This window comes from Ruegeria sp. CG11 (assembly GCF_056537245.1).
Map to the genome: position 1 here is coordinate 279291 of NZ_JBQFRE010000003.1, position 23654 is coordinate 302944.

The 23654-nt window shown below is 59.8% G+C and carries 28 protein-coding genes; 13 read left to right on the forward strand and 15 right to left on the reverse strand.

Features of this window, described 5'->3' with window-relative positions:
• Positions 1 to 101: 101 nt before the first annotated feature.
• From ACR0KW_RS10760 to ACR0KW_RS10795, 8 genes are all read left to right on the forward strand, one after another.
• Positions 102 to 464: a nuclear transport factor 2 family protein gene (locus tag ACR0KW_RS10760; RefSeq protein ID WP_480804972.1), complete on the forward strand. Its 363-nt coding sequence runs from the start codon at positions 102 to 104 to the stop codon at positions 462 to 464.
• Positions 465 to 538: 74 nt separating this feature from the next.
• Positions 539 to 1318, forward strand: coding sequence for an SDR family oxidoreductase (locus ACR0KW_RS10765; protein ID WP_480804973.1), 780 nt, complete (start codon positions 539 to 541; stop codon positions 1316 to 1318).
• Positions 1319 to 1320: 2 nt separating this feature from the next.
• Entirely contained in the window at positions 1321 to 2433 is a 1113-nt protein-coding gene (locus ACR0KW_RS10770; protein WP_480804974.1) for a hypothetical protein, read from the forward strand.
• Between the two features lie 102 nt (positions 2434 to 2535).
• The gene (locus ACR0KW_RS10775; RefSeq protein ID WP_480804975.1) at positions 2536 to 3582 is read left to right on the forward strand and encodes a methyltransferase domain-containing protein; all 1047 of its coding nucleotides are present in this window, start codon (positions 2536 to 2538) and stop codon (positions 3580 to 3582) included.
• 46 nt (positions 3583 to 3628) lie between these two features.
• Positions 3629 to 4750 carry an ABC transporter ATP-binding protein gene (locus tag ACR0KW_RS10780; RefSeq protein WP_170325158.1) on the forward strand — a complete coding sequence of 374 codons (1122 nt, stop codon included), beginning with the start codon at positions 3629 to 3631 and terminating at the stop codon, positions 4748 to 4750.
• Between the two features lie 121 nt (positions 4751 to 4871).
• Positions 4872 to 5654, forward strand: a complete 783-nt coding sequence (surE, locus tag ACR0KW_RS10785; RefSeq protein WP_480804976.1) for a 5'/3'-nucleotidase SurE — start codon at positions 4872 to 4874, stop codon at positions 5652 to 5654.
• Positions 5651 to 6301, forward strand: a complete 651-nt coding sequence (locus tag ACR0KW_RS10790; RefSeq protein ID WP_170325156.1) for a protein-L-isoaspartate(D-aspartate) O-methyltransferase — start codon at positions 5651 to 5653, stop codon at positions 6299 to 6301. The genes surE and ACR0KW_RS10790 overlap by 4 nt, the downstream gene beginning before the upstream one ends.
• 63 nt (positions 6302 to 6364) lie before the next feature.
• Entirely contained in the window at positions 6365 to 7531 is a 1167-nt protein-coding gene (locus tag ACR0KW_RS10795; RefSeq protein ID WP_480804977.1) for a peptidoglycan DD-metalloendopeptidase family protein, read from the forward strand.
• Between the two features lie 63 nt (positions 7532 to 7594).
• On the opposite strand, the gene ACR0KW_RS10800 is transcribed toward ACR0KW_RS10795, so the two are convergent.
• Both ACR0KW_RS10800 and ACR0KW_RS10805 read right to left on the reverse strand, forming a co-directional pair.
• The gene (locus ACR0KW_RS10800; protein WP_480804978.1) at positions 7595 to 8266 is read right to left on the reverse strand and encodes a helix-turn-helix transcriptional regulator; all 672 of its coding nucleotides are present in this window, start codon (positions 8264 to 8266) and stop codon (positions 7595 to 7597) included.
• 21 nt (positions 8267 to 8287) lie between these two features.
• Entirely contained in the window at positions 8288 to 8593 is a 306-nt protein-coding gene (locus ACR0KW_RS10805) for a hypothetical protein (protein WP_480804979.1), read from the reverse strand.
• 219 nt (positions 8594 to 8812) lie between these two features.
• Between ACR0KW_RS10805 and ACR0KW_RS10810 the strand changes: the two genes are divergently transcribed.
• The 4 genes from ACR0KW_RS10810 (at position 8813) to ACR0KW_RS10825 (ending at position 11326) form a co-directional block, all read left to right on the forward strand.
• Positions 8813 to 9028 carry a twin-arginine translocase TatA/TatE family subunit gene (locus ACR0KW_RS10810; protein ID WP_170325152.1) on the forward strand — a complete coding sequence of 72 codons (216 nt, stop codon included), beginning with the start codon at positions 8813 to 8815 and terminating at the stop codon, positions 9026 to 9028.
• Between the two features lie 6 nt (positions 9029 to 9034).
• On the forward strand, positions 9035 to 9493 hold the full coding sequence (gene tatB, locus ACR0KW_RS10815; RefSeq protein WP_480589369.1) for a Sec-independent protein translocase protein TatB: 459 nt from the start codon (positions 9035 to 9037) through the stop codon (positions 9491 to 9493).
• Positions 9490 to 10365: a twin-arginine translocase subunit TatC gene (gene tatC / locus ACR0KW_RS10820; RefSeq protein WP_480804980.1), complete on the forward strand. Its 876-nt coding sequence runs from the start codon at positions 9490 to 9492 to the stop codon at positions 10363 to 10365. Before tatB ends, tatC begins: the two co-directional genes overlap by 4 nt.
• A gap of 118 nt (positions 10366 to 10483) precedes the next feature.
• On the forward strand, positions 10484 to 11326 hold the full coding sequence (locus tag ACR0KW_RS10825; RefSeq protein WP_480804981.1) for an ATP-binding protein: 843 nt from the start codon (positions 10484 to 10486) through the stop codon (positions 11324 to 11326).
• A 61-nt stretch (positions 11327 to 11387) separates the two neighbouring features.
• On the opposite strand, the gene ACR0KW_RS10830 is transcribed toward ACR0KW_RS10825, so the two are convergent.
• The 12 genes from ACR0KW_RS10830 to alr all read right to left on the reverse strand — a co-directional run bounded on the left by ACR0KW_RS10830 (position 11388) and on the right by alr (position 21274).
• Positions 11388 to 12032 carry an SDR family NAD(P)-dependent oxidoreductase gene (locus tag ACR0KW_RS10830; RefSeq protein ID WP_480804982.1) on the reverse strand — a complete coding sequence of 215 codons (645 nt, stop codon included), beginning with the start codon at positions 12030 to 12032 and terminating at the stop codon, positions 11388 to 11390.
• Positions 12033 to 12073: 41 nt separating this feature from the next.
• The gene (locus ACR0KW_RS10835) at positions 12074 to 12322 is read right to left on the reverse strand and encodes a hypothetical protein (RefSeq protein ID WP_480804983.1); all 249 of its coding nucleotides are present in this window, start codon (positions 12320 to 12322) and stop codon (positions 12074 to 12076) included.
• 266 nt (positions 12323 to 12588) lie between these two features.
• Positions 12589 to 14112, reverse strand: a complete 1524-nt coding sequence (gene purF, locus ACR0KW_RS10840) for an amidophosphoribosyltransferase (protein WP_480804984.1) — start codon at positions 14110 to 14112, stop codon at positions 12589 to 12591.
• A 265-nt stretch (positions 14113 to 14377) separates the two neighbouring features.
• Positions 14378 to 14728 carry a hypothetical protein gene (locus tag ACR0KW_RS10845; RefSeq protein WP_480804985.1) on the reverse strand — a complete coding sequence of 117 codons (351 nt, stop codon included), beginning with the start codon at positions 14726 to 14728 and terminating at the stop codon, positions 14378 to 14380.
• 15 nt (positions 14729 to 14743) lie between these two features.
• Complete coding sequence (locus ACR0KW_RS10850) at positions 14744 to 15358, reverse strand: CvpA family protein (RefSeq protein WP_254435848.1); 615 nt, start codon at positions 15356 to 15358, stop codon at positions 14744 to 14746.
• A 40-nt stretch (positions 15359 to 15398) separates the two neighbouring features.
• Positions 15399 to 16760: a DNA repair protein RadA gene (radA, locus tag ACR0KW_RS10855; RefSeq protein ID WP_480804986.1), complete on the reverse strand. Its 1362-nt coding sequence runs from the start codon at positions 16758 to 16760 to the stop codon at positions 15399 to 15401.
• A gap of 120 nt (positions 16761 to 16880) precedes the next feature.
• Positions 16881 to 17663 carry a DNA repair protein gene (locus ACR0KW_RS10860; protein WP_480804987.1) on the reverse strand — a complete coding sequence of 261 codons (783 nt, stop codon included), beginning with the start codon at positions 17661 to 17663 and terminating at the stop codon, positions 16881 to 16883.
• A 148-nt stretch (positions 17664 to 17811) separates the two neighbouring features.
• The gene (locus ACR0KW_RS10865) at positions 17812 to 18264 is read right to left on the reverse strand and encodes a paraquat-inducible protein A (RefSeq protein WP_480805067.1); all 453 of its coding nucleotides are present in this window, start codon (positions 18262 to 18264) and stop codon (positions 17812 to 17814) included.
• 4 nt (positions 18265 to 18268) lie between these two features.
• Positions 18269 to 18709, reverse strand: coding sequence for a hypothetical protein (locus ACR0KW_RS10870; protein ID WP_480804988.1), 441 nt, complete (start codon positions 18707 to 18709; stop codon positions 18269 to 18271).
• Positions 18710 to 18717: 8 nt separating this feature from the next.
• On the reverse strand, positions 18718 to 19464 hold the full coding sequence (locus ACR0KW_RS10875) for an ABC transporter ATP-binding protein (RefSeq protein ID WP_480804989.1): 747 nt from the start codon (positions 19462 to 19464) through the stop codon (positions 18718 to 18720).
• Positions 19461 to 20243: an MlaE family ABC transporter permease gene (locus ACR0KW_RS10880; protein WP_480804990.1), complete on the reverse strand. Its 783-nt coding sequence runs from the start codon at positions 20241 to 20243 to the stop codon at positions 19461 to 19463. Before ACR0KW_RS10880 ends, ACR0KW_RS10875 begins: the two co-directional genes overlap by 4 nt.
• Entirely contained in the window at positions 20240 to 21274 is a 1035-nt protein-coding gene (alr, locus tag ACR0KW_RS10885; protein WP_480804991.1) for an alanine racemase, read from the reverse strand. The genes ACR0KW_RS10880 and alr overlap by 4 nt, the downstream gene beginning before the upstream one ends.
• A 219-nt stretch (positions 21275 to 21493) precedes the next feature.
• Here alr and ACR0KW_RS10890 point away from each other — a divergent pair, with 219 nt between their 5' ends.
• Positions 21494 to 22033 carry a GNAT family N-acetyltransferase gene (locus ACR0KW_RS10890; RefSeq protein ID WP_480804992.1) on the forward strand — a complete coding sequence of 180 codons (540 nt, stop codon included), beginning with the start codon at positions 21494 to 21496 and terminating at the stop codon, positions 22031 to 22033.
• Position 22034: 1 nt separating this feature from the next.
• Here the strand turns inward: ACR0KW_RS10890 and ACR0KW_RS10895 are convergent, their stop codons facing one another.
• Positions 22035 to 23525: a replicative DNA helicase gene (locus ACR0KW_RS10895; RefSeq protein ID WP_170325139.1), complete on the reverse strand. Its 1491-nt coding sequence runs from the start codon at positions 23523 to 23525 to the stop codon at positions 22035 to 22037.
• Positions 23526 to 23654: the final 129 nt, after the last annotated feature.

Sequence of the window (23654 nt, forward strand, 5' to 3'; positions counted from 1 at the left end):
GTATAGGCGGGGAATCCTGCCGAAGCAAGACAAAGGGGGTGGTTCGAATCGTATAGCTGTGGCAATAGGAACATATAGTGAACAAATGATGGAGTGGATCAATGAATTTGAAAGAAATTGCAGACGAACTCGTGGCCGGGTGCCGTGAGGATCGAGCCAAGGAAAACCTTGCAAAGCTGTATGCGCCGGACGCCGTCTCGGTTGAGGCGCAGGACTTTATGGATATGGGCCGCGAAACACACGGCGTTGACGCCATTCGCGGCAAACATGAATGGTGGGAAAGCGCGCATGAGGTTTCGGGTTCTTCGGTCAGCGACCCGTTCCCACATGGGGATGACCGCTTTGCAGTGATCTTCGAAGTGCAGGGCAAGGTGATAGAAACGGGCGAGGCGTTCGATATGCGCGAAATTGGCGTCTACCACGTGGCGAACGGCAAGATCGTTCGGGAAGAGTTCTTCTACTGATCAACGAACCGTTTCTGGTTTTCCCTGTCTGGCCGGTGTTAGACATGCGGGCAATAACTGACAGGGAGGATCTTATGGATCTGGGAATACGGGGAAAACGCGCTTTGGTCTGCGCCAGCAGTAAAGGTCTGGGACTGGGTTGCGCCGAGGCTTTGGCGCAGGCGGGGGTCGATCTGGTGATGAACGCCCGCGGTGCCGAAGCGTTGGAGACCGAAGCCGTCCGCTTGCGGTCCGAACATGGTGTGGATGTGCAGACGGTGGCCTGCGATGTGACCTCGGCCGAGGGGCAGGCACAGGTGATCGACGCGGCGCAGGGGGTTGATATCCTTGTGACAAACGCGGGCGGCCCGCCTCCGGGAATGTGGTCGGACTGGGAGCGTGATGATTTCATCAAGGCACTGGACGCCAACATGCTGACGCCGATCGCCTTCATGAAGGCATTGCTTCCGGGGATGGTGGACAAGGGCTGGGGACGGGTGGTGAACATCACCTCGCAATCCGTACGCGCGCCGATTGCGGTGCTGGGCTTGTCGAACGCAGCGCGCACCGGGTTGACCGGCTATGTGGCCGGGACATCGCGACAGGTTGCTGCGCATGGCGTGACGATCAACAACCTTCTGCCGGGTATTCACGCCACCGACCGCGCAGATTCGCTGGATGGTGGTGTCGCGGCGCAGCAGGGCATTTCGATTGACGAAGCGCGCGCAAACCGCGCGGCAACAATCCCGGCGCGACGGTACGGATCGCGGCAGGAATTCGGCGCGACCTGTGCCTTCCTGTGCTCGCAACACGCCGGTTTCATCGTGGGTCAAAACATCCTTCTGGACGGTGGGGCGACCAATTTGACGATGTAACCATGGCAGAAAATTTTTCTCTGAAAGACCAACTGTTTAATGTCGAAAAGACCCGCTATCTGGCGGGGCTTTTTGCCGGGGCGGACCCGTCCTTTGATGCAGAGATGTTCGAGGGGCAGGTCATGTCCCGCCTGCTGGACCTTGAGCTGAAGGAACGCATGGCCTGGATCGCAGAATGCCTGCAGCAGGCCGTGCCCGGTGATTTACCCGAGATCGCACCCGTTCTGCTGCGCGCCTTGCCGCCGCCGCTGGACCCGACCAAGACGGATGATGATTTCGGCGACTTCATCTTTGCGCCCTTGGGGGATTGGGTGGTCAATGTCGGGTTGAATCATCCTGATCTGGCGCTGGATGTGTTGGAAGAATTGACCCAGCGGTTTTCGATGGAATGGGCCATTCGTCCGTTCTTCAACCAACACCCGGATCAGGTGCTTGCGCGGATGGCGCTCTGGTGCGGGCACAGCAGCTATCATGTTCGCCGGCTGGTTAGCGAAGGCACACGGCCACGACTGCCATGGGGGCAGGCGGTTGGGATCAATATGACCGACCCGTTACCATTACTGGACCGCTTGCATGGCGACACCACACGCTATGTCACGCGGTCGGTGGCGAACCATCTGAACGACATTACCAAGAAGGACCCCGAACTGGTTTTGGATCGGCTGCAGGTCTGGGCCTCGGCCAGGCAGCAGGAACAGGACGAGTTGCGCTGGATGACCTCTCACACCCTGCGGGGGCTGGTGAAATCTGGGCATCCGGGGGCCATGAAGATGCTGGGATATGATCCGGATGCCAAGGTCACTGCGGATGTGCAGGTGAACGGTGACGCCCGGATTGGTGAAGCGCTGGATTTCGAAGTGACCTTGGACGGGGTCGGGGATCAGCCGGTTCTGGTGGACTATACCATTCACTTTCAAAGGCCTGGCGGAAAAACTTCGGCTAAGGTTCATAAATTGAAACAGGCCGCACTTCGGGATGGCACGCTGAAGCTGAGCAAGAAGCACAAGCTCAAGGGCAATGCGACCACGTTCAAGCTGGTCCCCGGCGCGCATCGGCTTGAGATTCAGGTGAACGGGCAGGTGCGCGCGGGCGTCGATTTCGACCTGCTGGGATAGGCCAACGGTCTCACGCTTTCGTCAGATTTGCTGGGCCCGGATTGCACCGGGGCTTGCGCTGCATTAGCTGCGGTGCAGCCAGTGAGGAAGGGGATAGCTGCGATGAAGCATGAATCGGTGCAGAATTACTACGGCGAGGTCCTGCAAAGCAGTTCGGATTTGCAGACCAATGCGTGCTGCACGCCAGACGACATGCCGGATCACCTCAAGCGCATCCTGTCCAAAGTGCATGACGACGTGCTGACTCGTTACTACGGCTGCGGCCTGATCGCGCCGCTGGACCTGGAGGGGATGAGCATCCTCGATCTGGGCTGTGGTGCGGGCCGTGACGTTTATGCCCTGTCTGCGATGGTGGGCGAAAAGGGCCGGGTGGTTGGTGTCGATATGACGCCCGAGCAGCTGGACGTCGCCCGCGCGCATCAGGACTATCACGCGCAAGCGTTCGGTCATGCGGCCAGCAACGTGGAATTCCACCACGGCTATATCGAAAAGCTGGATGAACTGGACTTGGAGCCCGGGTCCTTTGACATCATCGTTTCGAACTGCGTGATCAATCTGGCCACCGACAAAGAGGCTGTTCTGCGCGGTGCGTATCGCCTGTTGAAAGAGGGCGGTGAGATGTATTTCTCGGACGTTTATGCCGACCGCCGTATCCCTCAAGCGATGGCCGAGGATGAGGTTTTGTACGGCGAATGCCTGTCCGGCGCGCTCTACTGGAACGACTTCCTGACGCTGTCGCGCAAGGCGGGCTTTGGCGATCCGCGCCGGGTGACGCACCGCCCGCTGACCATCGAAAATCCGGAACTGGAAGAGCGTGTCGCGCCGCTGAAATTCCTTTCGGCCACGTATCGGCTGTTCAAACTGTCCGAGCTGGAACCGGCTTGCGAGGATTACGGTCAGGCGGTGATCTACAAAGGCACCATTCCGAACGCACCGCATCTGTTCGAACTGGACGATCACCACGCGATTGAGGCGGGCAAGGTCTTTCCGGTCTGTGGTAACACCTGGATGATGCTGAAAGACACGCGATTTGCCCGGCATTTTGACTTCATCGGCGATTTTTCGACCCACTATGGCATCTTCGAAGGCTGCGGCGGTGAAAGCCCGTTCGAAGCGAGCGGTGAGGCACCCCAAGGCGGGTGCTGCTGATCCCTTGCACCTGACGAGCGGGGTTGTTATCCCCGCCTAAAGCCCGATGAATTTCATCGGGAAAAGGCAATGGGGTCCATCGGTGACAGTTGACGCAACTCCTCCTCGTCTGGAAATCCGCAATCTGATTGCCCGGTACGAGGGGCGGGTCGTTGTGGACGACGTCTCTCTGACCGTTGAGGCAGGGAAGGTGACCTGTCTGCTGGGGCCGTCGGGCTGCGGTAAGTCGACCACTCTGCGCATGATTGCCGGGGTCGAGATGCAGGAATCGGGCGAGATCTATGTCGACGGCAAGCTGATCTGCGATACCGTTTTCCGCGTTCCGCCCGAACGGCGCGAGATCGGCCTGATGTTTCAGGATTTCGCTCTGTTTCCGCATCTGAACGTGGCCGACAACGTGGCCTTTGGCCTGAAGGGCCACAAAGAGGAAAAGCGCGCGCGGGTCGAAGAACTGCTGCGCAAGGTCGATCTGATCCATTTCATCGACAAGTTCCCGCACCACCTGTCGGGAGGTGAGCAGCAAAGGGTAGCTCTGGCGCGCGCGCTGGCGCCGCGGCCGCGTATCATGCTTATGGATGAGCCGTTCTCGGGCCTCGACAACCGTCTGCGTGACGGTATTCGCGATGAAACGCTGGCGATCCTCAAGGAGGAAGACGCCGCCGTCGTGCTGGTGACGCACGAGCCCGAAGAGGCGATGCGCATGGCGGATGAGATCGCCCTGATGCGGCGCGGCAAGATCGTGCAGCAAGGTGCGCCATACAACGTCTATACTCGCCCGGTCGATAAGGCCGCGGTGGCGTTTTTTAGCGATGTCAATGTGTTGCGCGGCAGAGTTGAGGGTGCTCTGACGAAAACTCCGTTTGGCCAGTTCCTGGCGCCGGGCGTTCCGGATGGCACGGATGTCGAGATTGTCTTTCGGCCTCAGCACGTCCGGTTGGATTTCGACCGCAACGGCAAGGGGCCATTGCCCACGGTAACCGATGGCGTCGCCGCCCGCGGCGTGGTTGAAAGGGCCCGGTTTCTGGGCAATGAGAGCCTGGTGGAGTTTCGGATGGACCATGATGGTTCGGTCCTGAAGGCCACCGTGCCAAATGTCTTTGTGCCCAATCCGGGGCGGGTCATGTGGCTGACCGTGCGCCGGGATCGGTGCTTCGTTTTCCCAGATTAGGGTCTGAAATCACAGTTTAGGCCAAAGTGGTGCGCGAAAGCCGCAGATTGCGGGTTCGCTTTGCTTGCCGCCGCGCGGGGGCGGGTCTATCAAGGTCAAAACGCTGCGGTGGATGGGGCATATGCGTATTCTTTTGACCAATGACGACGGCATCAACGCGCCGGGTTTGATCGCCTTGGAAGCGATCGCGACCGATCTGGCCGGACCGGATGGAGAGGTCTGGGTCGTCGCCCCGGCCTTCGAACAATCGGGCGTTGGCCATTGCATCAGCTATACCCACCCGATGATGGTCGCCAAACTGGGCGATCGTCGCTTTGCCGCCGAGGGGTCGCCCGCCGATTGCGTGTTGGCCGGGCTGCATGACGTGATGAAGGATGCACGGCCCGATCTGGTGTTGTCGGGGGTGAACCGGGGCAACAACTCGGCCGAGAATACACTCTATTCCGGCACGGTTGGTGGCGCGATGGAGGCCGCATTGCAGGGCATCCCGGCGATTGCCTTGTCGCAGTATTTCGGCCCGCGCAATCTGGGGCTGGACGATCCGTTCGAGGCCGCGACCCGGTTTGGCGCTGATCTGGTGCGGAAAATCCTGGATGCGACACCGTCAGAACAGGGCGACTACCGCTTGTTCTACAACGTGAATTTCCCGCCGGTGCCTGCGGATGAGGTGCTGGGCACGCGGGTGGCTCCGCAAGGTTATCGCCGCGATACCCGTTTCTCGGTTGAACCGCACAGCTCGCCCTCGGGGCGGCGGTTCCTGTGGATCAAGGGTGGCTATCAGCACAACCCGACCGCGCCGGGAACGGATGCGGCAGTCAATCTGGCGGGCTATATCTCGGTCACGCCGATGCGGGCCGATCTGACGGCGCATGACGCGCTTGAGGCACTGAAGACAATCGAATGACCGGACCAGATCCCGAAACAAAAATGCAGTTCCTGTTTGCCCTGCGGTCGCGGGGCGTGACGGATGCCCGCGTGCTGGCCGCGATGGAGCAGGTTGATCGCGGTCAGTTCGTCAAAGGCCTGTTTGCCGAGCGCGCCTACGAGGATACGCCGCTGCCGATTGCCTGCGGGCAGACGATCAGCCAGCCCTCGGTGGTGGGGTTGATGACACAGGCGCTTGAGGTCCGCCCGCGGGATACGGTGCTGGAGGTCGGAACCGGTTCGGGTTACCAGGCGGCGATCCTGTCCAAGCTGGCACGTCGGGTCTATACGGTTGAGCGCCACAAGCGTCTGGTGCGCGAAACCGGGCAGTTGTTTCGTGACTTGGGGCTGACCAATGTCACCGCGATGCTGTCGGATGGGTCCTTCGGTTTGTCCGAACAGGCGCCGTTTGATCGAATCATTGTGACAGCTGCGGCGGAAGACCCGCCTGGGCCGCTCTTGGCGCAGCTCAAAATCGGCGGTATCATGGTGTTGCCGGTGGGACAGTCGGATGCGGTTCAGACCCTGATCCGGGTCCGTCGCACCGAAACCGGTCTGGACTATGACGAATTGTTGCCCGTTCGTTTCGTGCCCCTGTTAGAGGGGCTTGGCAGGGACGGGGCGTAACTAGATATTCTGCAATATGCGCCGGAACCCCGGGTAACAGGGGCAGGCGATGAGGACAGTAAGATGAGAGCAGTTTCCAAATCAGCGATGTTGCGCTGCGCGACAGGAGTGGCGGCCGTGGCGTTCCTTGCCGGATGCGAGGGCCCGTTCGACTATGATCTGCGGGGCAATGTGGGCGGCTTTTCGACCGCAGAGGCCGCGCAATCTGCCACCACCAACCGTCCGACCCCGGACGCGCGCGGAGTTATAACCTACCCGAACTATCAGGTCGCCGTTGCGCGCCGTGGGGACACGGTCAACGATGTGGCCGCCCGTATCGGCCTGCCTGCGGGTGAGGTGGCTAGGTTCAACGGGTTGCAGCCCGATGACCAACTGCGAGATGGCGAAGTGATTGCGCTGCCGCGCACGGTCAGCGCGGCCAGCACGGTGGATATTGCCACGATCGCCGGAACAGCGATTGACGAGGCTCCGGCGGATGGCTCGGTCCGGACATCGACACTCGAGCCCGCACAACCCGCTGCGGCTCCAGCGCCGACACCGCCTGTTGCCTCGGGGCCAGAGCCGGTGCGCCACAAGGTCAAACGGGGTGAGACAGCCTATACCATCGCGCGGCTCTATGATGTTCCGGTCGATGCCTTGGCGGAATGGAACGGGTTGGGGTCGGACTTTACGGTGCGGGAAGATCAGTTCCTGCTGATTCCGATCAAGAACCAGCCTGCGCCGCAACAGGCCGCTGTGCCGGCCACAAATGTGACACAGCCGGGGCAGGGGTCGCCCACACCGACGCCACCAAGCGCGACGCAACCTCTGCCGGACGAGCAAATCGCCGCTTCCGTACCTGCGCCTGACGTGACCGCGGAGGCGCCGACCAGCCAAAGCAACTCGGCTCTTGGACTGCCTGTCACCGGGACGATCATCCGGACCTATAACAAGGGCAAGAACGAGGGGATCGATATCGCCGGTGCATCCGGGGCTGCCGTAAAAGCGGCTGAGGCTGGAACCGTGGCGGCCATCACTGCGGATGCCGATCAGGTGCCGATCATCGTGATCAAACACAACAGCGACCTTCTGACCGTCTATGCGAATGTCGACAAAGTCACCGTTAAGAAGGGTTCGCGCGTTCGCCGCGGGCAGCAGATTGCGTCCTTGCGGGGCGGGGACAACTCTTACGTCCATTTCGAGGTGCGCAAAGGGTTTGAGTCGGTTGATCCTGAGCCTTACCTGAAGTGACGGAAATGGCCCGTTCCGGGCCATGCCTCCGGCGGGGATATTTTGGGCCAGATGTCGAGTGGATCAGGCGTGTGGGTCGAAGTCGCTCAGGCGTTTGCCGGGTTCATCGGCGAAAATCTCGGGCAGGGGTGCGACAGCTTCGATCAGGTCGATACGGAACACGCGAAACCCTTCGCGTAGCTCGCACCACGCGGTCAGTGTCCAGACGCGGCCCCAATACTCCATGTGCAGGGGGCGAATGGTCCGTTCGGTCAGAACGCCGTCGATACGGCGATAGGTCAGGTGCAGTTTCTGGCGGGATTTGATGGCAGCCCGGATCGGGGCCATATACGCCAGACCTCGCGCGGCGTCGGCAAAGGGATAGACAGCGAACTTCCACGTGTCTGCCTCGGCCACAACCTGAGTGGGCAGTACGGCGTCGATCTTGTCGGCCAGTGACTCAGCCGCAGATTTCAGGTCCGGGTCGGCGGCCTCGGCCACAATGGCCATGCCGAGATTCAGAGCTTCCAGTTCCGCGGGTGTCAGGTTCAGCGGGGGTAGGGTGATCTGCTCGCGCACCATATAGCCGACACCGCGTTCGCCCTCGACCGGGACGCCGGACGCGACCAGCGTATCCATGTCGCGATAGATCGTGCGGACCGACACTTCGAGCCGATCCGCGATGTCCTGCGCGCGGTGCAGTTTACCGTCGCGCAGGATCTGGATGATATCGAACAGGCGATCCGTGCGGCGCATGTCACGCCGTCCAAACCGCGTTTAGGCGGTCATGTTCCATAGCACGTTTTCATGGCGCATCTGAATGCTTTCGGGGTTGATGGCGGCCATCAAACCCGCGCAGAAGTCTTGCTGCGGGAATTGTGCGGCTGCATCTTTAGCCGCTTTCATATCGGTCCAGACGACATAATCCGTCCAGCGGCCATCCTCACCCTGACTTAGCTGCCGGTGGGCAAAGCCTGGTGCCGAGCGGACAAAGGCCTCAGAAGCCTGGCTGAGTTTCACGAACTCTTCCGCCGAGGTGCCGTTGGCGAGGGTAAAGGTGACGATTTCTGCAACATGGGTCATGTGAATCTCCATTGACCAGGTTTCGATGCCCACTACCTAGCCACATACAACTGACATAAACCTGTCAGTTGAGGAAGGCCAGCCCGTAAAAAACGTGCGATCCGTTCACAATTCGGCGCGGAATTGATTTGCGTCACTTTTTCGCGCGGGCTTGTGGGCGTAGACACGGGGCCAGACAACATTCCCGGCGCGTGGCGCCGACGTACAAGGAGAAGAGACATGCTCAACAATATTGGCCTTCCCGGTCTTCTGCTGATCGCCGTTGTGGTGCTGGTGCTGTTTGGTCGCGGCAAAATCAGTTCGTTAATGGGCGAAGTGGGCAAGGGCATCACCTCGTTCAAGCGCGGCGTCAAGGAAGGCGCGGACGAGCTGGAGCAGGACGCAGCCGAAGTGGCCAAGGACGTCACTCCTGAGACCGACAAAGACAAGGCCTAAGTCCAGATGTTTGATCTGGGCTGGACCGAGCTTCTGGTCATCGGCGTTGTTGCCCTGATCGTTGTGGGGCCAAAGGACCTGCCGGTGTTGTTCCGCAATGTCGGCCGCTTTGTCGGCAAGGCCCGTGGCATGGCGCGCGAATTTTCCAGCGCCATGAACGAGGCGGCCGATCAGGCGGGCGTGAATGAGATCAAGAAAGGTCTCAACGCGGCCACCAACCCGGTAGGTACCGCCATGGATGGCGTGAAAGAGGCCGCACAGGATCTGGCGAAAAGCATCGACCCGACCAAGTTCGACCCCGACAGCGAAACCGGCAAGCTGGCCGCTGAACGGGCCGAGCAGGCCAAGAAGATTCAGGCCTCGACCGCGCGGGCCGCTGCTGAACGCAAGGCCAAGGAAGCTGCTGACGCGCTGGCCAAGGCTGAAGAGGCCGAAGCCGCGCTGAAAACCGAAAGCAAGACATGACCAAAACCGACGAGATCGAGGACAGCTCGGCCCCATTGATCGAGCATCTGGCGGAACTGCGCACGCGGTTGATTCACTGCGTCGTGGCGTTCTTGGTCGGGATGATCATCTGCTTCACGGTGGCCACGCCCCTCTTTAATTTCCTGACCAACCCCCTGTGCAATGTTCTGGCCGAACGGGGACAGGATTGCGGGTTGATCTTCATCTCCCCGCAAGAGGGCTTCTTTGTTGCCATCAAAGTCTCGCTGCTGGGTGGCTTCATTCTGGCCTTTCCCTATATCGGGATGCAGATGTGGCGGTTCGTGGCTCCGGGTTTGTACAAGTCGGAAAAGAATGCGTTCCTGCCATTCATGCTGGCCTCGCCCTTCATGTTCCTGCTGGGCGCAAGCTTTGCGTTCTATGTGGTCACGCCGCTGGCCTATGACTTCTTCCTTGGTTTCCAGCAATTCGGGGCCGAAGGCGAAGCCGTGACCGAGGGTGCAACCGCAGCACCGCTGAGCGTGGTGTTCCAGGGTTCGGCGCAAGAATATCTGAACCTGACGATCAAGTTCATCGTGGCCTTTGGCCTGTGCTTCCAGCTGCCGGTTCTGCTGACCCTGATGGGCAAGGCCGGACTGGTCACCTCCGAAGGGCTCGGCTCGGTGCGTAAATACGCGGTGGTCGCCATTCTGGTGCTGGCCGCGCTGGTGACCCCGCCGGACGTGATCACGCAGATCATCCTATTTGTGGTGGTCTATGGGCTTTACGAGGTGTCGATTTTCCTCGTCGCACGGGTCGAGAAAAAGCGCGAGGAACAACTGCGCGCCGACGGTTACTATGATGACGAAGAAGAGGCCGACGAAGAGATCGTGCTGGAAGAAGACGGCAAGTAAGCTGGCCGGACTCTAAAGGATCAGGCGCGCCCCACACGGCGCGCCTTTTTCGTTTGCGGCTCTTGTTGCGGGGGGCGGAACATGGTTTGAACCCCGCAAGACACGACCGGAGGCCAAAATGGACGACCAAGCCCTGAACCGCATCGCTGACGCGCTGGAGCGTATGGCGCCAGCCCCTCTGGCCGCCCCCGATTTTGCGGCAGCGCCGGCCTTTGTCTGGCATGTGGAGCCGGATCGGCTGGAACCGGTCATTCAGGTTAATCGTGTTGATCTGGAGCTTTTGGTCGGCATCAACCGATCTCGCGATACGTTGCTGGATAATACGCGTCGGTTCGCCGCTGGCTTCAAGGCCAACAATGCGTTGCTTTGGGGTGCGCGGGGGATGGGCAAGTCCAGCCTCGTCAAAGCCGTCCATGGGACGTTGCAGGCGGAGTTCCCCGACCTTAAACTGGTCGAACTTCAGCGCGAGGATATGGGCTCGGTTGCGCGCCTGCTGAACCACCTGCGCGCTGCGCCGCACCGGTTTATTCTGTTCTGTGATGACCTGTCCTTCAGCCACGATGACCAGCACTACAAATCGCTCAAGGCCGTGCTGGACGGTGGCATCGAAGGCCGCCCCGAAAACGTCGTCTTCTACGCCACCTCGAACCGCCGCCACCTGATGCCGCGGGACATGATCGAGAATGAACGTTCCAGCGCCATCAACCCGTCCGAAGCGGTCGAGGAAAAGGTCTCGCTGTCCGACCGGTTCGGCCTGTGGTTGGGCTTCCATCCCTGCGATCAGGATGAATACCTTGCGATGATCGACCGCTATTGCGCGGCTTACGGAGTGTCAGTGGACGCAGAAACCCTGCGTGCCGAAGCCATCGAATGGCAGGCCACACGCGGCGCACGCTCGGGCCGCGTGGCGTGGCAGTTCTTCGTCGATCTCGCCGGGCGCAACGGCGTGCATATCGCGTAACCCGCCCGCTTCATCTGGCCAAAAATACCTCCGCCGGAGGCATGGCCCAACGGGCCGTTCCTTACAGCTTCGCCAGAATACGCGCGGCCTCATCGGCCGTGCTGGTCAGTGCATCGCGATCCTCACCGGGGTGGAAACGCGCGCGCACGGCCGTTGGCATCGGCTTGGGTTCGACAATCGTCACGCGCGGACCGGTGCGTCCGGTTTCCAGCGCCCAGCTGCGGGCCAGCGCCATCTGCGCGGCCTTGGTCGCACCATAGATGCCATAGAACTTCTCACCCGCTTTTGGATCGTCGAAGAACACCGCGTGACCCGCCTCACCCAACAGGGGGGCGATGTAGGGGATCAGAACCGACGTGGCCGTAGCGTTGGTGTTGACGGCTTTGGTCCATTCCTTCGGGTCGATGAAATGCGTGGGCGTCAGGGCGGATGTGTGAACGGCGGTATGCAGCCACAGGTCCACCTTGCCCCAACGGTCATGTATGCCCCGGCACAGGGTCGCCATGGCATTCGGGTCGGCGATGTCCATGGGGGCAAGCGTCGCTGCGCCGCCTTTGGCGCGGATGCGATCATCCAGCTCTTCCAGCCCGCCGGTGGTTCGGGCAACGGCGACGATGTGATATTCGGGTGCCAGCGCCTCGGCCAGGGCAGCGCCCAGCCCGCGAGAGGCCCCGGTGACGAGGGCAATTTTACTCTGATCGGTCATGAGAGCGGTTTGAACCCCTGCGCGCAGGGCGTCAAGCCGGTTTAGCTGCCGGGTATGGCGATCCGCTTGGTCTGGCCGCTTTGTCGCAGCATCACGCCCTCGTCATCAATGGCGACCACGGTGCCCGTTGAAACCCGGCTGCCGGGCTTGACCTCTTTCACGCGTCCCGAAGACATGCGCACCAGAGCGCGCATATCCGATTTCGGCCCAAAGACCCCCAGAACGGACACAGAGCTTTTGTTCAGCGCGCCCTTTTGCGTGGCCGCACTTTTGACAGTTGCGTTTGACATGAGTTCCGGCCCGACCGTGATGGCCCAGCCCCTTGTTACAAGTGGTTGGTTGCCGCTGGCCTAGCAAACCGGAACCGCGACTAAAACCCTGGCCGAAGGGCGAGAAAACGGCTGGTTTCACAACCCCGCCGAAGCCCTTGCGATTGCAATTTCTTCATCGAAGGGTTGTGCGCGAAAACCCACTCATGAGCCGGTATGCCGGATAGAAAAAGACCCGCATCGCACCAGCGAAGCGGGCCGAAAGCTGTATTGATTCGGTTCTGACCCTATCCCGAAGCCAGTTTCGCCGCGTTCCACGACCCGCCGGGCACCTGCATATCCTCGCGTTTTTTGCTGACGCGACTGCTGTTCTCCAGGCTGTCCAGATAGTCGTCGCTGACGCTGCCGGTGATGTAGTTGCCATCAAAGCAGGAACAGTCGAAGGCTTCGATCTCAGGGTTGCCTTCTTTGGCGGACCAGATCAGGTCGTCGAGGTTCTGGTAGAACAGCGCGTCGGCGCCCAGTTCCTCCCGGATCTCTTCGATCTCTTTGCCATTGGCTATCAGCTCATGCTTGGTGGGCATGTCGATGCCGTAGACATTGGGGAATTTCACCGGCGGTGAGGCGCTGGCGATGAAGACTTTCTTGGCGCCAGCTTCGCGGCACATCTGCACGATCTTCTTGATCGTATTGCCGCGCACGATCGAGTCGTCGATCAGCAGCACGTTATGATCCTTGAACTCCAACGGCACCGCGTTCAGCTTGCGCCGCACCGATTTCTGACGCTCTTCCTGACCGGGCATGATGAAGGTTCGGCCGACATAGCGGTTCTTGACCAGACCCTCGCGGTAGGGGATGCCGGTCGCCTTGGCGACCTCAAGCGCCACAGGGCGGGCGCTGTCCGGCACGGGGATGATGCGGTCGATATCAAGACCGGCGGCCTCGATTTGGCGGGCCAGCGTTTGCCCCATGCGCATCTGGGTTTTGTAGACCGAAACACCGTCCAGCAGTGAGTCAGGCCGTGCAAGGTAGACATATTCAAAGATACACGGCGTCAGCTGACCTTCGACCGCCTGGAACGTGTGCATGTTTCCGTCCAGATCGATCAGGATCGCCTCACCGGGTTTGACGTCGCGCAGCTTGTCAAAGCCGTTGATGCCAAAGGCCACATCTTCCGAGGCAAAGGCATAGTCATCCCCTTCACCATCCACATCGCGCTTGGCGACGGAAAGCGGGCGGATGCCATAGGGGTCGCGGAAGGCCAGCATACCGACACCGGCAACCAGGCAGATCACCGAATAGGCGCCCTGAACCCGTTCCATCGTCATCTTCACGCCGGCAAAGAGGTTGCGGATGGGCTCGGCGTTGCCGTTCACCTTGATCGCGTCGGCGACCTTGTCTGCCAGCACGTTCAGCAGAATCTCTGAATCCGAGGTGGTGCGCAGATGGCGGCTGTACTTGGCGGTCACCTTCTCGCGCTGTTCGGCGGTGTTGGTGATGTTGCCGTTGTGGACCAGATAGATGCCATAAGGCGCGTTCACGAAGAACGGTTGCGCCTCGGCCGCGCTAAGCGAACCGGCGGTGGGATAGCGCACATGGCCCATCCCGATCTTGCCCAGTAGGGTCTCGGCGTCTTGCGCGTTGAACACGTCCTTGACCAGACCGTTGGCTTTCTTCTCACGGAAGAATTCGCCGTTATAGGTGACGATGCCCGAGGCGTCCTGGCCCCGGTGCTGCAGCATCAGCAGCCCGTCATAGATTTCCGCAAAGACATCATGCGTCCTGCTTGCGATCCCCAAAATCCCACACATCTACGGGCTCCAACTTCTACGACGTTTTGACTGGCGATGATGATCTGAACATCTGCATGGGTGTACCTGTACGCCTTGCCGCCATCCCGGCTGCTGGTGCAGACGCGCCATCGTCACGAGGGCGAGCGCGAAAGATAACAGGGTCAGCAAGATCGGCAGCTCCGATTCCATGTCAGTTCGGCCTCCACATAATGCCTAACGGAGCCTGTGTCATCAAAGGATCACAATTGTTGTTTCCTGCAGGTGTATTTTGCCAGACACGGCATCATAAGGTGACATGGGCGCAGGCTTGTGCTGTCATGACGAAAGTCATGAGTAATTTCATAAAATCCGGTTCGATTGGGGCAATGCCATGTGGCAACACAAGCAAGGAATAAAAAAGGAAGAGCCTGTAAAGCGCCGGTGCCATCGATGCCGCGGTATGGGACGCGCGCCTTGTCCAATTTGCAATGGAGCGGGAGAGGTCCTCAAAAGCCGCGATATACTCGGCAAACCTATTATGGGTCGCTGCGAAGGGTGTTTTGGCCTGAAAACGATCAGATGCACGGTCTGCGCGGGTGAGGGTTTTGTCAGTTAAAACCTGACGTGCAGAAGCTGAAAAAAAACGCCCGGACAAAGCCGGGCGTTATTTTTATTCGGTGGTGGCCGGTTCAGTGGTGGCCGGGGCCGCTGGTTCTTCTGTAGTCACGGGGCTGCCGTTGCAGCTTGCCACCAGCTCTTCATATTGCTGGGTAACCCAGCCCAGAGCCTGTTCGGGGTTCTGCTCTTCGATCCGGTCGCTGAACTGTTCGAACACTTTGGCCGAGCGGCTTTCGTCGACGATCGTATAAGACTGGCCGGTCATTACGGTGTCGTAGACAAAGAATGCGATGGCGACCAGCAGGATGCCACGGGCGATGCCGAAGAAGAACCCAAGCGCTTGGTCCAGCCCGCCAATGGCCGAACGCTGAACGATCGACGAAAACAGCGGCGTAAAGATGCTGACGACGATCAGCGCGATGGCGAAGACGGCGGCAAAGCCGGTGATGACCGACAATTCGCAGCTGTCGCGCAGGAAATCTCCGACCACCGGAATCTCTTTCACCAGCGGTACGGCCTTGGGTGCAAAAATGAAGGCCAGAATTGCGGCTGCGACCCAGCCCGCGATGGCCAAAACCTCACGTAAAAATCCGCGCGAATAGGCCAGCAGGCCCGACACGACGATGATCAGGGCAACCACCCCGTCGATTATTGTAAAACCTTCCATGGCCCTCGCCTGTATTTTTTCTGCCCCTCAAGGCGTTATCTTAACCTGCTCCGAAGGTTTCGCCAACAAACCCCACCAAATCAGAGGGTCGGGTGAGTGTCAGACCTGCCACAGTGCCGGTTTTGCCGCCCGCCGGAGCGATGGCCGATGTGAAACCAAGTTTTTGGGCTTCTTTCAACCTGTTTTCGGTCTGCGGGGCAGGTCTAAGTGCCCCGGATAAAGAGATTTCTCCAAAAACAACCGTATCTACGGGCAGGGCTGTGTCTTCTCGGGCACTCAATAGGGCGGCGGCTACTGCGAGGTCGGCTGCGGGTTCACTGACCTTCATCCCTCCAGCCACGTTCAGATAGACATCGAGCCCCGCAAACGGGACACCGCAGCGGGCCTCGAGTACGGCGAGGATCATTGCCAGCCGCCCGCTGTCCCATCCGACCACCGTGCGGCGAGGCTGTGAATGGGGGGACGGGGCCACAAGTGCCTGTAGTTCCACCAGAACTGGGCGGGTGCCCTCGATTCCGGCGAAAACGGCAGAACCGGGGCTGGGCGTGCCGCGTTCCGACAGAAATAGGGCCGAGGGGTTGGTGACCTGCGCCAGCCCCTTGCCCGTCATTTCGAACACGCCGATTTCATCTGCGGGGCCAAAGCGGTTCTTGACGGCGCGCAGGATGCGGAACTGATGACCGCGCTCGCCTTCGAAATAGAGTACGGTGTCGACCATGTGTTCGACCACGCGGGGGCCTGCGATCTGGCCTTCCTTGGTGACATGGCCAACCATGATGATTGATACGCCGTGTCGTTTCGCAAACGTGGTCAATTCATGCGCTGCAGCCCGGACTTGTGAAACAGAGCCGGGGGCGCTGTCCACATTGTCGGCCCACATGGTTTGAATCGAGTCGATGATGGCGAGGCCCGGTTTTTCCGCCTCGAGTGTCGTCAGGATGTTGCGCAGGTTGGTCTCAGCCGCCAGTTGGACCGGGGCGTCTTCGAGGCCCAGACGGCGCGCGCGCATTCGGACCTGCGCGCTGGCTTCCTCGCCTGAGACATAGATGGTTTTTACACCCGCGCGGGAAAATCGGGCTGCCGCCTGTAGTAGTAATGTGGATTTGCCGATACCGGGGTCTCCGCCCACCAACAAGGCCGAGGCCGGGACAAGGCCGCCGCCCAGTACGCGGTCCAGTTCCTCTACCCCGCAGAGAGTTCGGGGCGGGGGCGTTTCCTCGGTGGACAGGTCGCTGAGAGTAATGGACTGGCCGCGTTTTCCACCAAGGGATTTCTTGGCGGGTCCGGCGGATAGGGGGACGTCCTGCGAAATGGTGTTCCATTCACCGCATCCGTCGCAACGCCCGGACCAGCGCGAGTGTGAGGCGCCGCAGGCCGAGCAGGAAAAAGTCGTCTTTGCCATGCCGCCTTGGTGCCCGAGGACGGGCGGTTCTTCAAGCCCTTGCAGGGCATTCATCTCCGCCGGTGGGGTGCCGCGCCCTCAGGCCCAAGGGGCCATCGTCCGTGGCGTGCGCTGGCGCGCCTATTCCGCGGCGCGAGGGGGGGGCATTGCAATTACACTGGACGCTTTGGACGTCTTGTCCTTGGGAGCTGCCTGCAACTGCGCCGACAATTCCGGCAGCAGTTCGAACAATTCATCCCGCAGGCGAGCCAACTGCGACTTGGCAATGGATTCCTCCATCTCGACGTCGTGGGTCCATTGGCGCAGCTCGTTCTGGATCATCTGCGCCTCTTCGATCCGTTTCTGGAACTGTTCGATTTCTTCCTGGCGCTGTTGCAGGAACGTCCGCGCACGATTGACCCGGGCGTCGCCATAGGTTTCGGCCAGTTCGTGGCTGATCTGGCTCATCTGAGCCGCAAGCTCCAGTATCTCGGGCTCAAGCGATTGCAGGTCGGGGTGATGGCGCAGAAAGGCCATCCGCTCTTTGACCGCGTCAAACTCGGACGACATCATGAACAGGCCTTCGCGATCTGCGGCATGGGCCATTTGGTAGGCCGCAGAGATATCGTGCATGTTCAACGCGAACTTACGATGGTTGTTTTCCAGCGCCATCATCCGCGCGTTGGCGGGCAGATAGAACGCCAGCATCAGAATCAGTACGGTCAGGCCAATCTGAACATACATCCCGGCATCGGTGACCGTACCGTCACCAAACCCGGCCTGCATCGAAAGCCAGGGCAAAACACCCAGGGCGGACAGAAGTGTGGCTGAGACGGATAGTAGTGCTGCAGTGCATATGAGGAAAAAAATCAGTCTTAAAAAGGCATTCTGAAATTGCAATGTCATAGTATGGAGGGCGGTCATGATCGACGAACTCCTTCTGGAACCGGTTAACACCAAGCCCAAGCGGAGACACCTAAAACACGCAGAATGATCCGCTGCGGGCCCGTAAACTACAAATTTTCACTGCTCGAAATATAATGATGATACTCAGATGAACATTTTCAATCAATTAGCTCTGAGAATTTCGTGAATTGCGTGTCATTTCGGTAATCTGGCCCAATGCGATCGAGGCCAGAATGCACGCCGTGAACAGGTAAAGACCCCATGCGGTCTCGATGGTCGCGTAGGAAATTCCCTTGGCCAAAGTGATGTAGAGCGCGATCAGGAAGATGTCGGCCATGGCCAGTTTGCCGAGAATATTCAGCGCAGGTTGGACGCGGGCATCCAGCAGGTCCCATTGGATCAGGGCGGTGCCGATGGTTTTGATATAGGGCGCGAAGAGGGCGAAGATGGTGACAATCAGCGCCAGGAAGACGTCGGATTTCCAGAGCGATTGGAGTCCGGTGATGACGCTGATTTCAGAGAGGCCAAAGATCGGAAGCAGGCCCGCGCGCATCAGCGGGGCGAACCACGCGATGGGGTAGAGGATCAGGAGCGAGAGGGTGGCGAGGCGGAGTGGCATGTATTCATATTTGGGGGAGGACAATCGCCAATCCAACAAGAAAACATGCAAAATCCAAGTTTCGTGGTCGGCCTTTCCATTCGCGCAAGTGCTTTCGCCGCGCAAAAAATCCCAAAACGAAAGCAGTCACGCCAATAGAATTGTTCAGAAAGGGGCTGTTGGCTTTTTCGGCGAAGGACAACACAAAATATGCAGCCAGCCCAATAGCGGTCACCAAGATCAGAGATTTGTATTCTCTCGGTGTCTCTGAAGTTGTCGGATAAGAGTTCTGAGCGCAGCGACCGAACTGATTTTCGCGAAAGTTGGCCTCTGCCTCTGAGTATTTTGTCTTCGGCTTTTTAGGAATCGCGAAACCAGTGAATAGCCCTGAGGTTACAAAGGCGAAGGCTACCAAATAGCTGACGCCTACGAGCCGTATGTAATCCGACAATTCAAAAAGTGTCATCGAGCCGGTCACCGCACCGCCTCAATCGGCCCGTCAGCGCTACCACTGATGAACTGCTCGACATAGGGATCGCCCGACGCATCCATCTGGCTGACCGGACCGGTCCACTGGATGACACCTCCGTGCAGCATGGCGACGTTGTCGGCAATCGCGCGGACGGAACTCATGTCGTGGGTGATGGTCATCGCGGTGGCACCCATCTCGGTCACGATCTCGCGGATCAGGTCGTTGATGACGCCGGACATGATCGGATCGAGGCCGGTGGTGGGTTCATCGAAAAAGATGATCTCGGGCTCGGCGGCGATGGCACGGGCGAGGCCAACGCGTTTCTGCATCCCGCCCGACAGTTCGGACGGGAACCGGTCGGCCACGTCGGATTTCAGACCTACCCGGCGCAGTTTCTCGATGGCGATTTCACGGGCATATTCTCGCGGACGTTTCAGAGGGCCACGCAGCAGGCGGAAGGCGACGTTTTGCCAGACGGGCAGAGAGTCAAACAGGGCCGCACCCTGAAACAGCATCCCGAACCGGGCCAGAAAGGCATCGCGGTCGCCTTTGGTTGCATCCTTGCCGTCCACATAAATCATGCCGCTGTCGTGTTTGATCAGGCCCAGAACGCATTTCAGCGCCACCGACTTGCCGGTGCCCGACCCGCCAATGATGACCATCGACGTGCCCTTGGGAATCTCAAGGCTCATGCCCTTCAAAACCTGATTATCACCAAAGGTTTTATGTACGTTCTCCATCCGGATCATAGCGAGAAGAACACCCCTGTCAGAATGAAGTTGGCGGCCAGAATCATGATTGCGGCGGACTCGACCGAGGATTTGGTGGCCCGGCCCACACCCTGCGCGCCCCGGCCCGAGTTCATGCCGTAAAAACAGCCCATCAGGGCGGCAATCAGGCCGAAGGTTGCGCCTTTGGCCAGCGATGACAGGATGTCGTGCGCCTCAAGGAAGTTGACCGTGTTCTGCAAATAGGTTGCAGCGTTGAACCCCAGGTTTTGGGTGGCCACAACATAGCCGCCCGCGATGCCAATGATGTCGCCGATACCCACCAGCAGAGGAACGGTGATCAGCGCCGCCAGAACGCGCGGGGCGGTCAGGTATTTCATCGGATGCGTTGACAGCGTGACCAGCGCGTCGATCTGCTCGGTCACTTTCATGGTGGCGATCTCGGCGGCGATGGACGAGGTCACGCGGGCCGCAATCATCAGGCCGACCAGAACGGGGCCAAGTTCGCGCACCATGCCGATGGCGACGATCTGCGGCACCACGGCCTCGGCATTGAAGCGGGCGCCACCGGCGTAGATCTGCAGGGCCAGTGCGCCGCCGGTGAAGATGGCGGTCATGCCGACAACCGGCAGCGACAGCCAGCCGATGTTCATCAGTGCAACCAGGAATTCGCGCGGGTAGTAAGGCGGGCGGAAGATGTGCGAGATCGCATCCACCGAAAACAGCGCGACTTTGCCGAACGTGGCAAACAGCGCAAGGACCGTCCGGCCCAGACCGCCCAGCAGATTCAATGGGTTCATTCCACGTAGCCCCGGGAATAGCGCGCGCCAAGCGAGGTAAGGATTTCGTACCCGATGGTGCCTGCGGCCTCGGCCAGGTCATCGACGGTTTGGTGGCCATTCAGAATGCGCAGGCGTTCCGGGTCTTCGGGCAGGTCGGTGACGTCGACGGTGATCAGGTCCATCGAGATACGGCCGACCACGGGGCAGGGCTTGCCACCGGCAAAAGTATCGATGCCTCCACCGATGGCGCGATGCAGACCGTCGGCATAGCCTGCGGCCACGGTCGCGATCCGCGACGGACGCCGGGCGACCCAGCTGTTGCCGTAGCCAACGGATTCCCCAACTTCGACGGCACGCACCTGAACGACGGGCAGATCGGCCGTCACAACGGGTTTGGCGTCGGCAAAGGGCATGCCGCCGTAAAGGCCAACACCGGGGCGGCAGAAGTCGAAATGAAATTCGGAGCCCAACAGCGTGCCACCAGTGGCCGCCAACGAACGGGGCGCTGTGATGCCATCCGTCATCTCGCGGAATGTCTTTAGCTGCTGAAGGTTCATCGGGTGGTCGGGCTCGTCCGAGCAGGCGAGGTGCGACATGACCACCGCAGGGTTCAGCGGCTCGGCCTTGGGTCGCAGCGCGGCCCAGTCGACAGGTTCCAGGCCAAGACGGTTCATGCCGCTGTCCAACTGAATGCCAAAGGGGTGATCCGGCAGCGCCTGCTGGTGACGCAGGAATTGTTCAGGTGAATTGATCAGCGGCGTCAGGTTATGATCGCGTAGCAGATCGGTGTCGCCTTCCATATGGCCCGAGAACACGCCGATCATCGGACCGGGGCCAATGGCCTTGCGCACGGCGACGCCTTCCTCGGCAACGGCGACAAAAAACTTGCGAACGCCTTCCTCGGCCAGGGCTGCGGATACCGGCCCGGCCCCCAGACCATAGGCGTCGGCCTTCACCACGGCGCCGGTCTCGACATCCGTTTTTGCGTTGAGCGCCCGCCAGTTGCTGGCCAGCGCCTGAAGATTGATCGTCAAACGTGCGGTACTCATGGTGCTGTTCATGACATTGGAGCGCCGTAGGTCAAGGGGGAATACGGCAATTCTTGTATCTATCGTGGCGATACTGCGCAGCTTCTGGCCTGTATGCCAAAGACTTGGCAGAAATAGGCTTTGGTCGGGTGGTGCCAGCGTCTCGCCATTGTGTTCGTCCTGTGATCAACTGAAGTTGCTGAGATTGGATCGTTGATCCTGCAAAAAAAGGAGCCGAAAGTGGTGAACCTGAGCGCCGATTATAAAACACGTGCTGCCGAATTGCCCGGATTGTTCTGGGATGTCTTTTCTGCCTCGGAAAGCGAGGAAGAAGGACGCGTGGTCAGTGCCTTGGCAGCTGACCTTTTGAAATCGACCCCTGAGGATGATCTGCTGGGTGTTTTGGCGATGGACCGCGACGCGCTGGCCGGGTGCATCCTGTTTTCTCGGCTTCACTACGATCAGGACCCGCGTCAGGTGTTCCTGATGTCTCCGGTGGCGGTGCGAACGGACCGGCAGAGATCAGGCATCGGTCAAAAGCTGATCGGGTTCGGGCTGGAACAATTGCGCCTGCACGGTGTGGATTTTGTCACGACCTACGGCGACCCGGCCTATTACAGCAAAACCGGGTTTCAGCCGATCACTGAAGCAATCGCCCAGCCGCCCATGCCTTTGAGTATGCCACATGGATGGCTGGGGCAATCTTTGAGCGGTGATGAAACGCCAATTGAAGGCCCGTCGCGCTGTGTCAGCGCGTTCAACAGGCCTGAGTTGTGGTAGATCAGTAGCCCTCGATCTGGCCGTCCTGCTGCCAGGGTTTGACCAGATTGCCAAAACGGGTGAACTGCGCCTCGAAGGATAGCTCGACCGTACCGATGGGGCCGTGACGCTGCTTGCCGACGATAACCTCGGCCTTGGCGTGCAGGCGTTCCATCGCCTGCTTCCACTCTTCCATCTTTTCCAGCTCGTGATCGCCAGGCTTTTCGCGTTCTTTGTAGTACTCTTCACGGAACACGAACATCACTACGTCCGCGTCCTGTTCGATCGAGCCCGATTCCCGCAGGTCAGACAGCTGCGGGCGTTTATCGTCGCGGCTTTCGACCTGACGGCTGAGCTGGGACAGCGCGATGACCGGGATGTTCAACTCCTTGGCGATGGCTTTCATGCCCATCGAGATCTCAGCGATCTCGTTGACCCGGTTGTCGGCCATCCCGCGACACAGCTGAAGATAGTCGATGACCAGAAGGTCCAGACCATGTGTCCGCTTCAATCGGCGTGCACGCGCGGCCAGCTGTGAAATCGGCAGGGCAGGCGTGTCATCGATGAACAGGGGGCAGGCTTCCAGTTCTTTAGCGGCATCCACGAACCGGCGAAACTCGGCCTCGGTCATGTCACCCTGACGGATCTTGTGCGACGAAATTTCAGAGGCTTCGGCCAGAACACGGCCCGCCAACTGCTCGGCGCTCATTTCAAGCGAGAAGAAACCCACGACGCCGCCATCAATCGCGCCCTCAGACCCGTCCGGCTTAGTGCCACGCTTGTAAGCCTTGGCCACGTTGAACGCCACGTTGGTCGCCAGCGAGGTTTTCCCCATCGACGGACGTCCGGCCAGGATGATCAGGTCCGACGGGTGCAGGCCGCCAAGCTGTTTGTCCAAGTCGGCCAGACCGGTGGAAATACCTGCCATGCCGCCACCGCGTTGGTACGCTTCGTTGGTGACGTTGACGGCTTCTGTGACCGCCTTGAGGAAGGATTGAAATCCCTGTTCGGTCTGGCCCTGCTCGGATAACTGATAAAGCTGTTGCTCGGCCTCGACGATTTGTTCTTTCGGCTCGCTGGACACATCGACCCGCGCCGCCTTGTCCGAGATATCCCGGCCCAGACGGATCAGTTCGCGCCGGATGGCGAGGTCATAGATCATCTGGGCGTAGTCATGCACCGCAAAGGCGCTGATCGAGGCGCCCGCCAGTTTGACCAGATAGGCGGGGCCACCCAGTTCCTTCAGGCCCTCATCTTCGGCCATGAAGGACTTCAGCGTCACGGGCGAAGCCAGCGCATTCTTGGCGATGCGATTGGCCGCGACCTCATAGATACGGGCATGAACCGGGTCATAGAAATGTTCAGACCCGATGATCGAGGCGACCCGGTCATAGAGGTCGTTATTCGTCAGGATCGCACCCAGAAGCTGCTGCTCGGCCTCGATGGAGTGCGGCATGGTTTCGGCATTCTGAATCTGTGCCGCTGCCTGCTCGATGCTGCTGATCTCGTTCATTACTGCTCTCTATGCCTGTTAGGCACTGTCCATACCCGAGCCCCCTGAGTCGGGGCAAATTGTATGTTTCTGGGGATAGACTGTGCATATCTCCGGACCCCATCATGTTGAAGCATGAAGGGGCAGTCC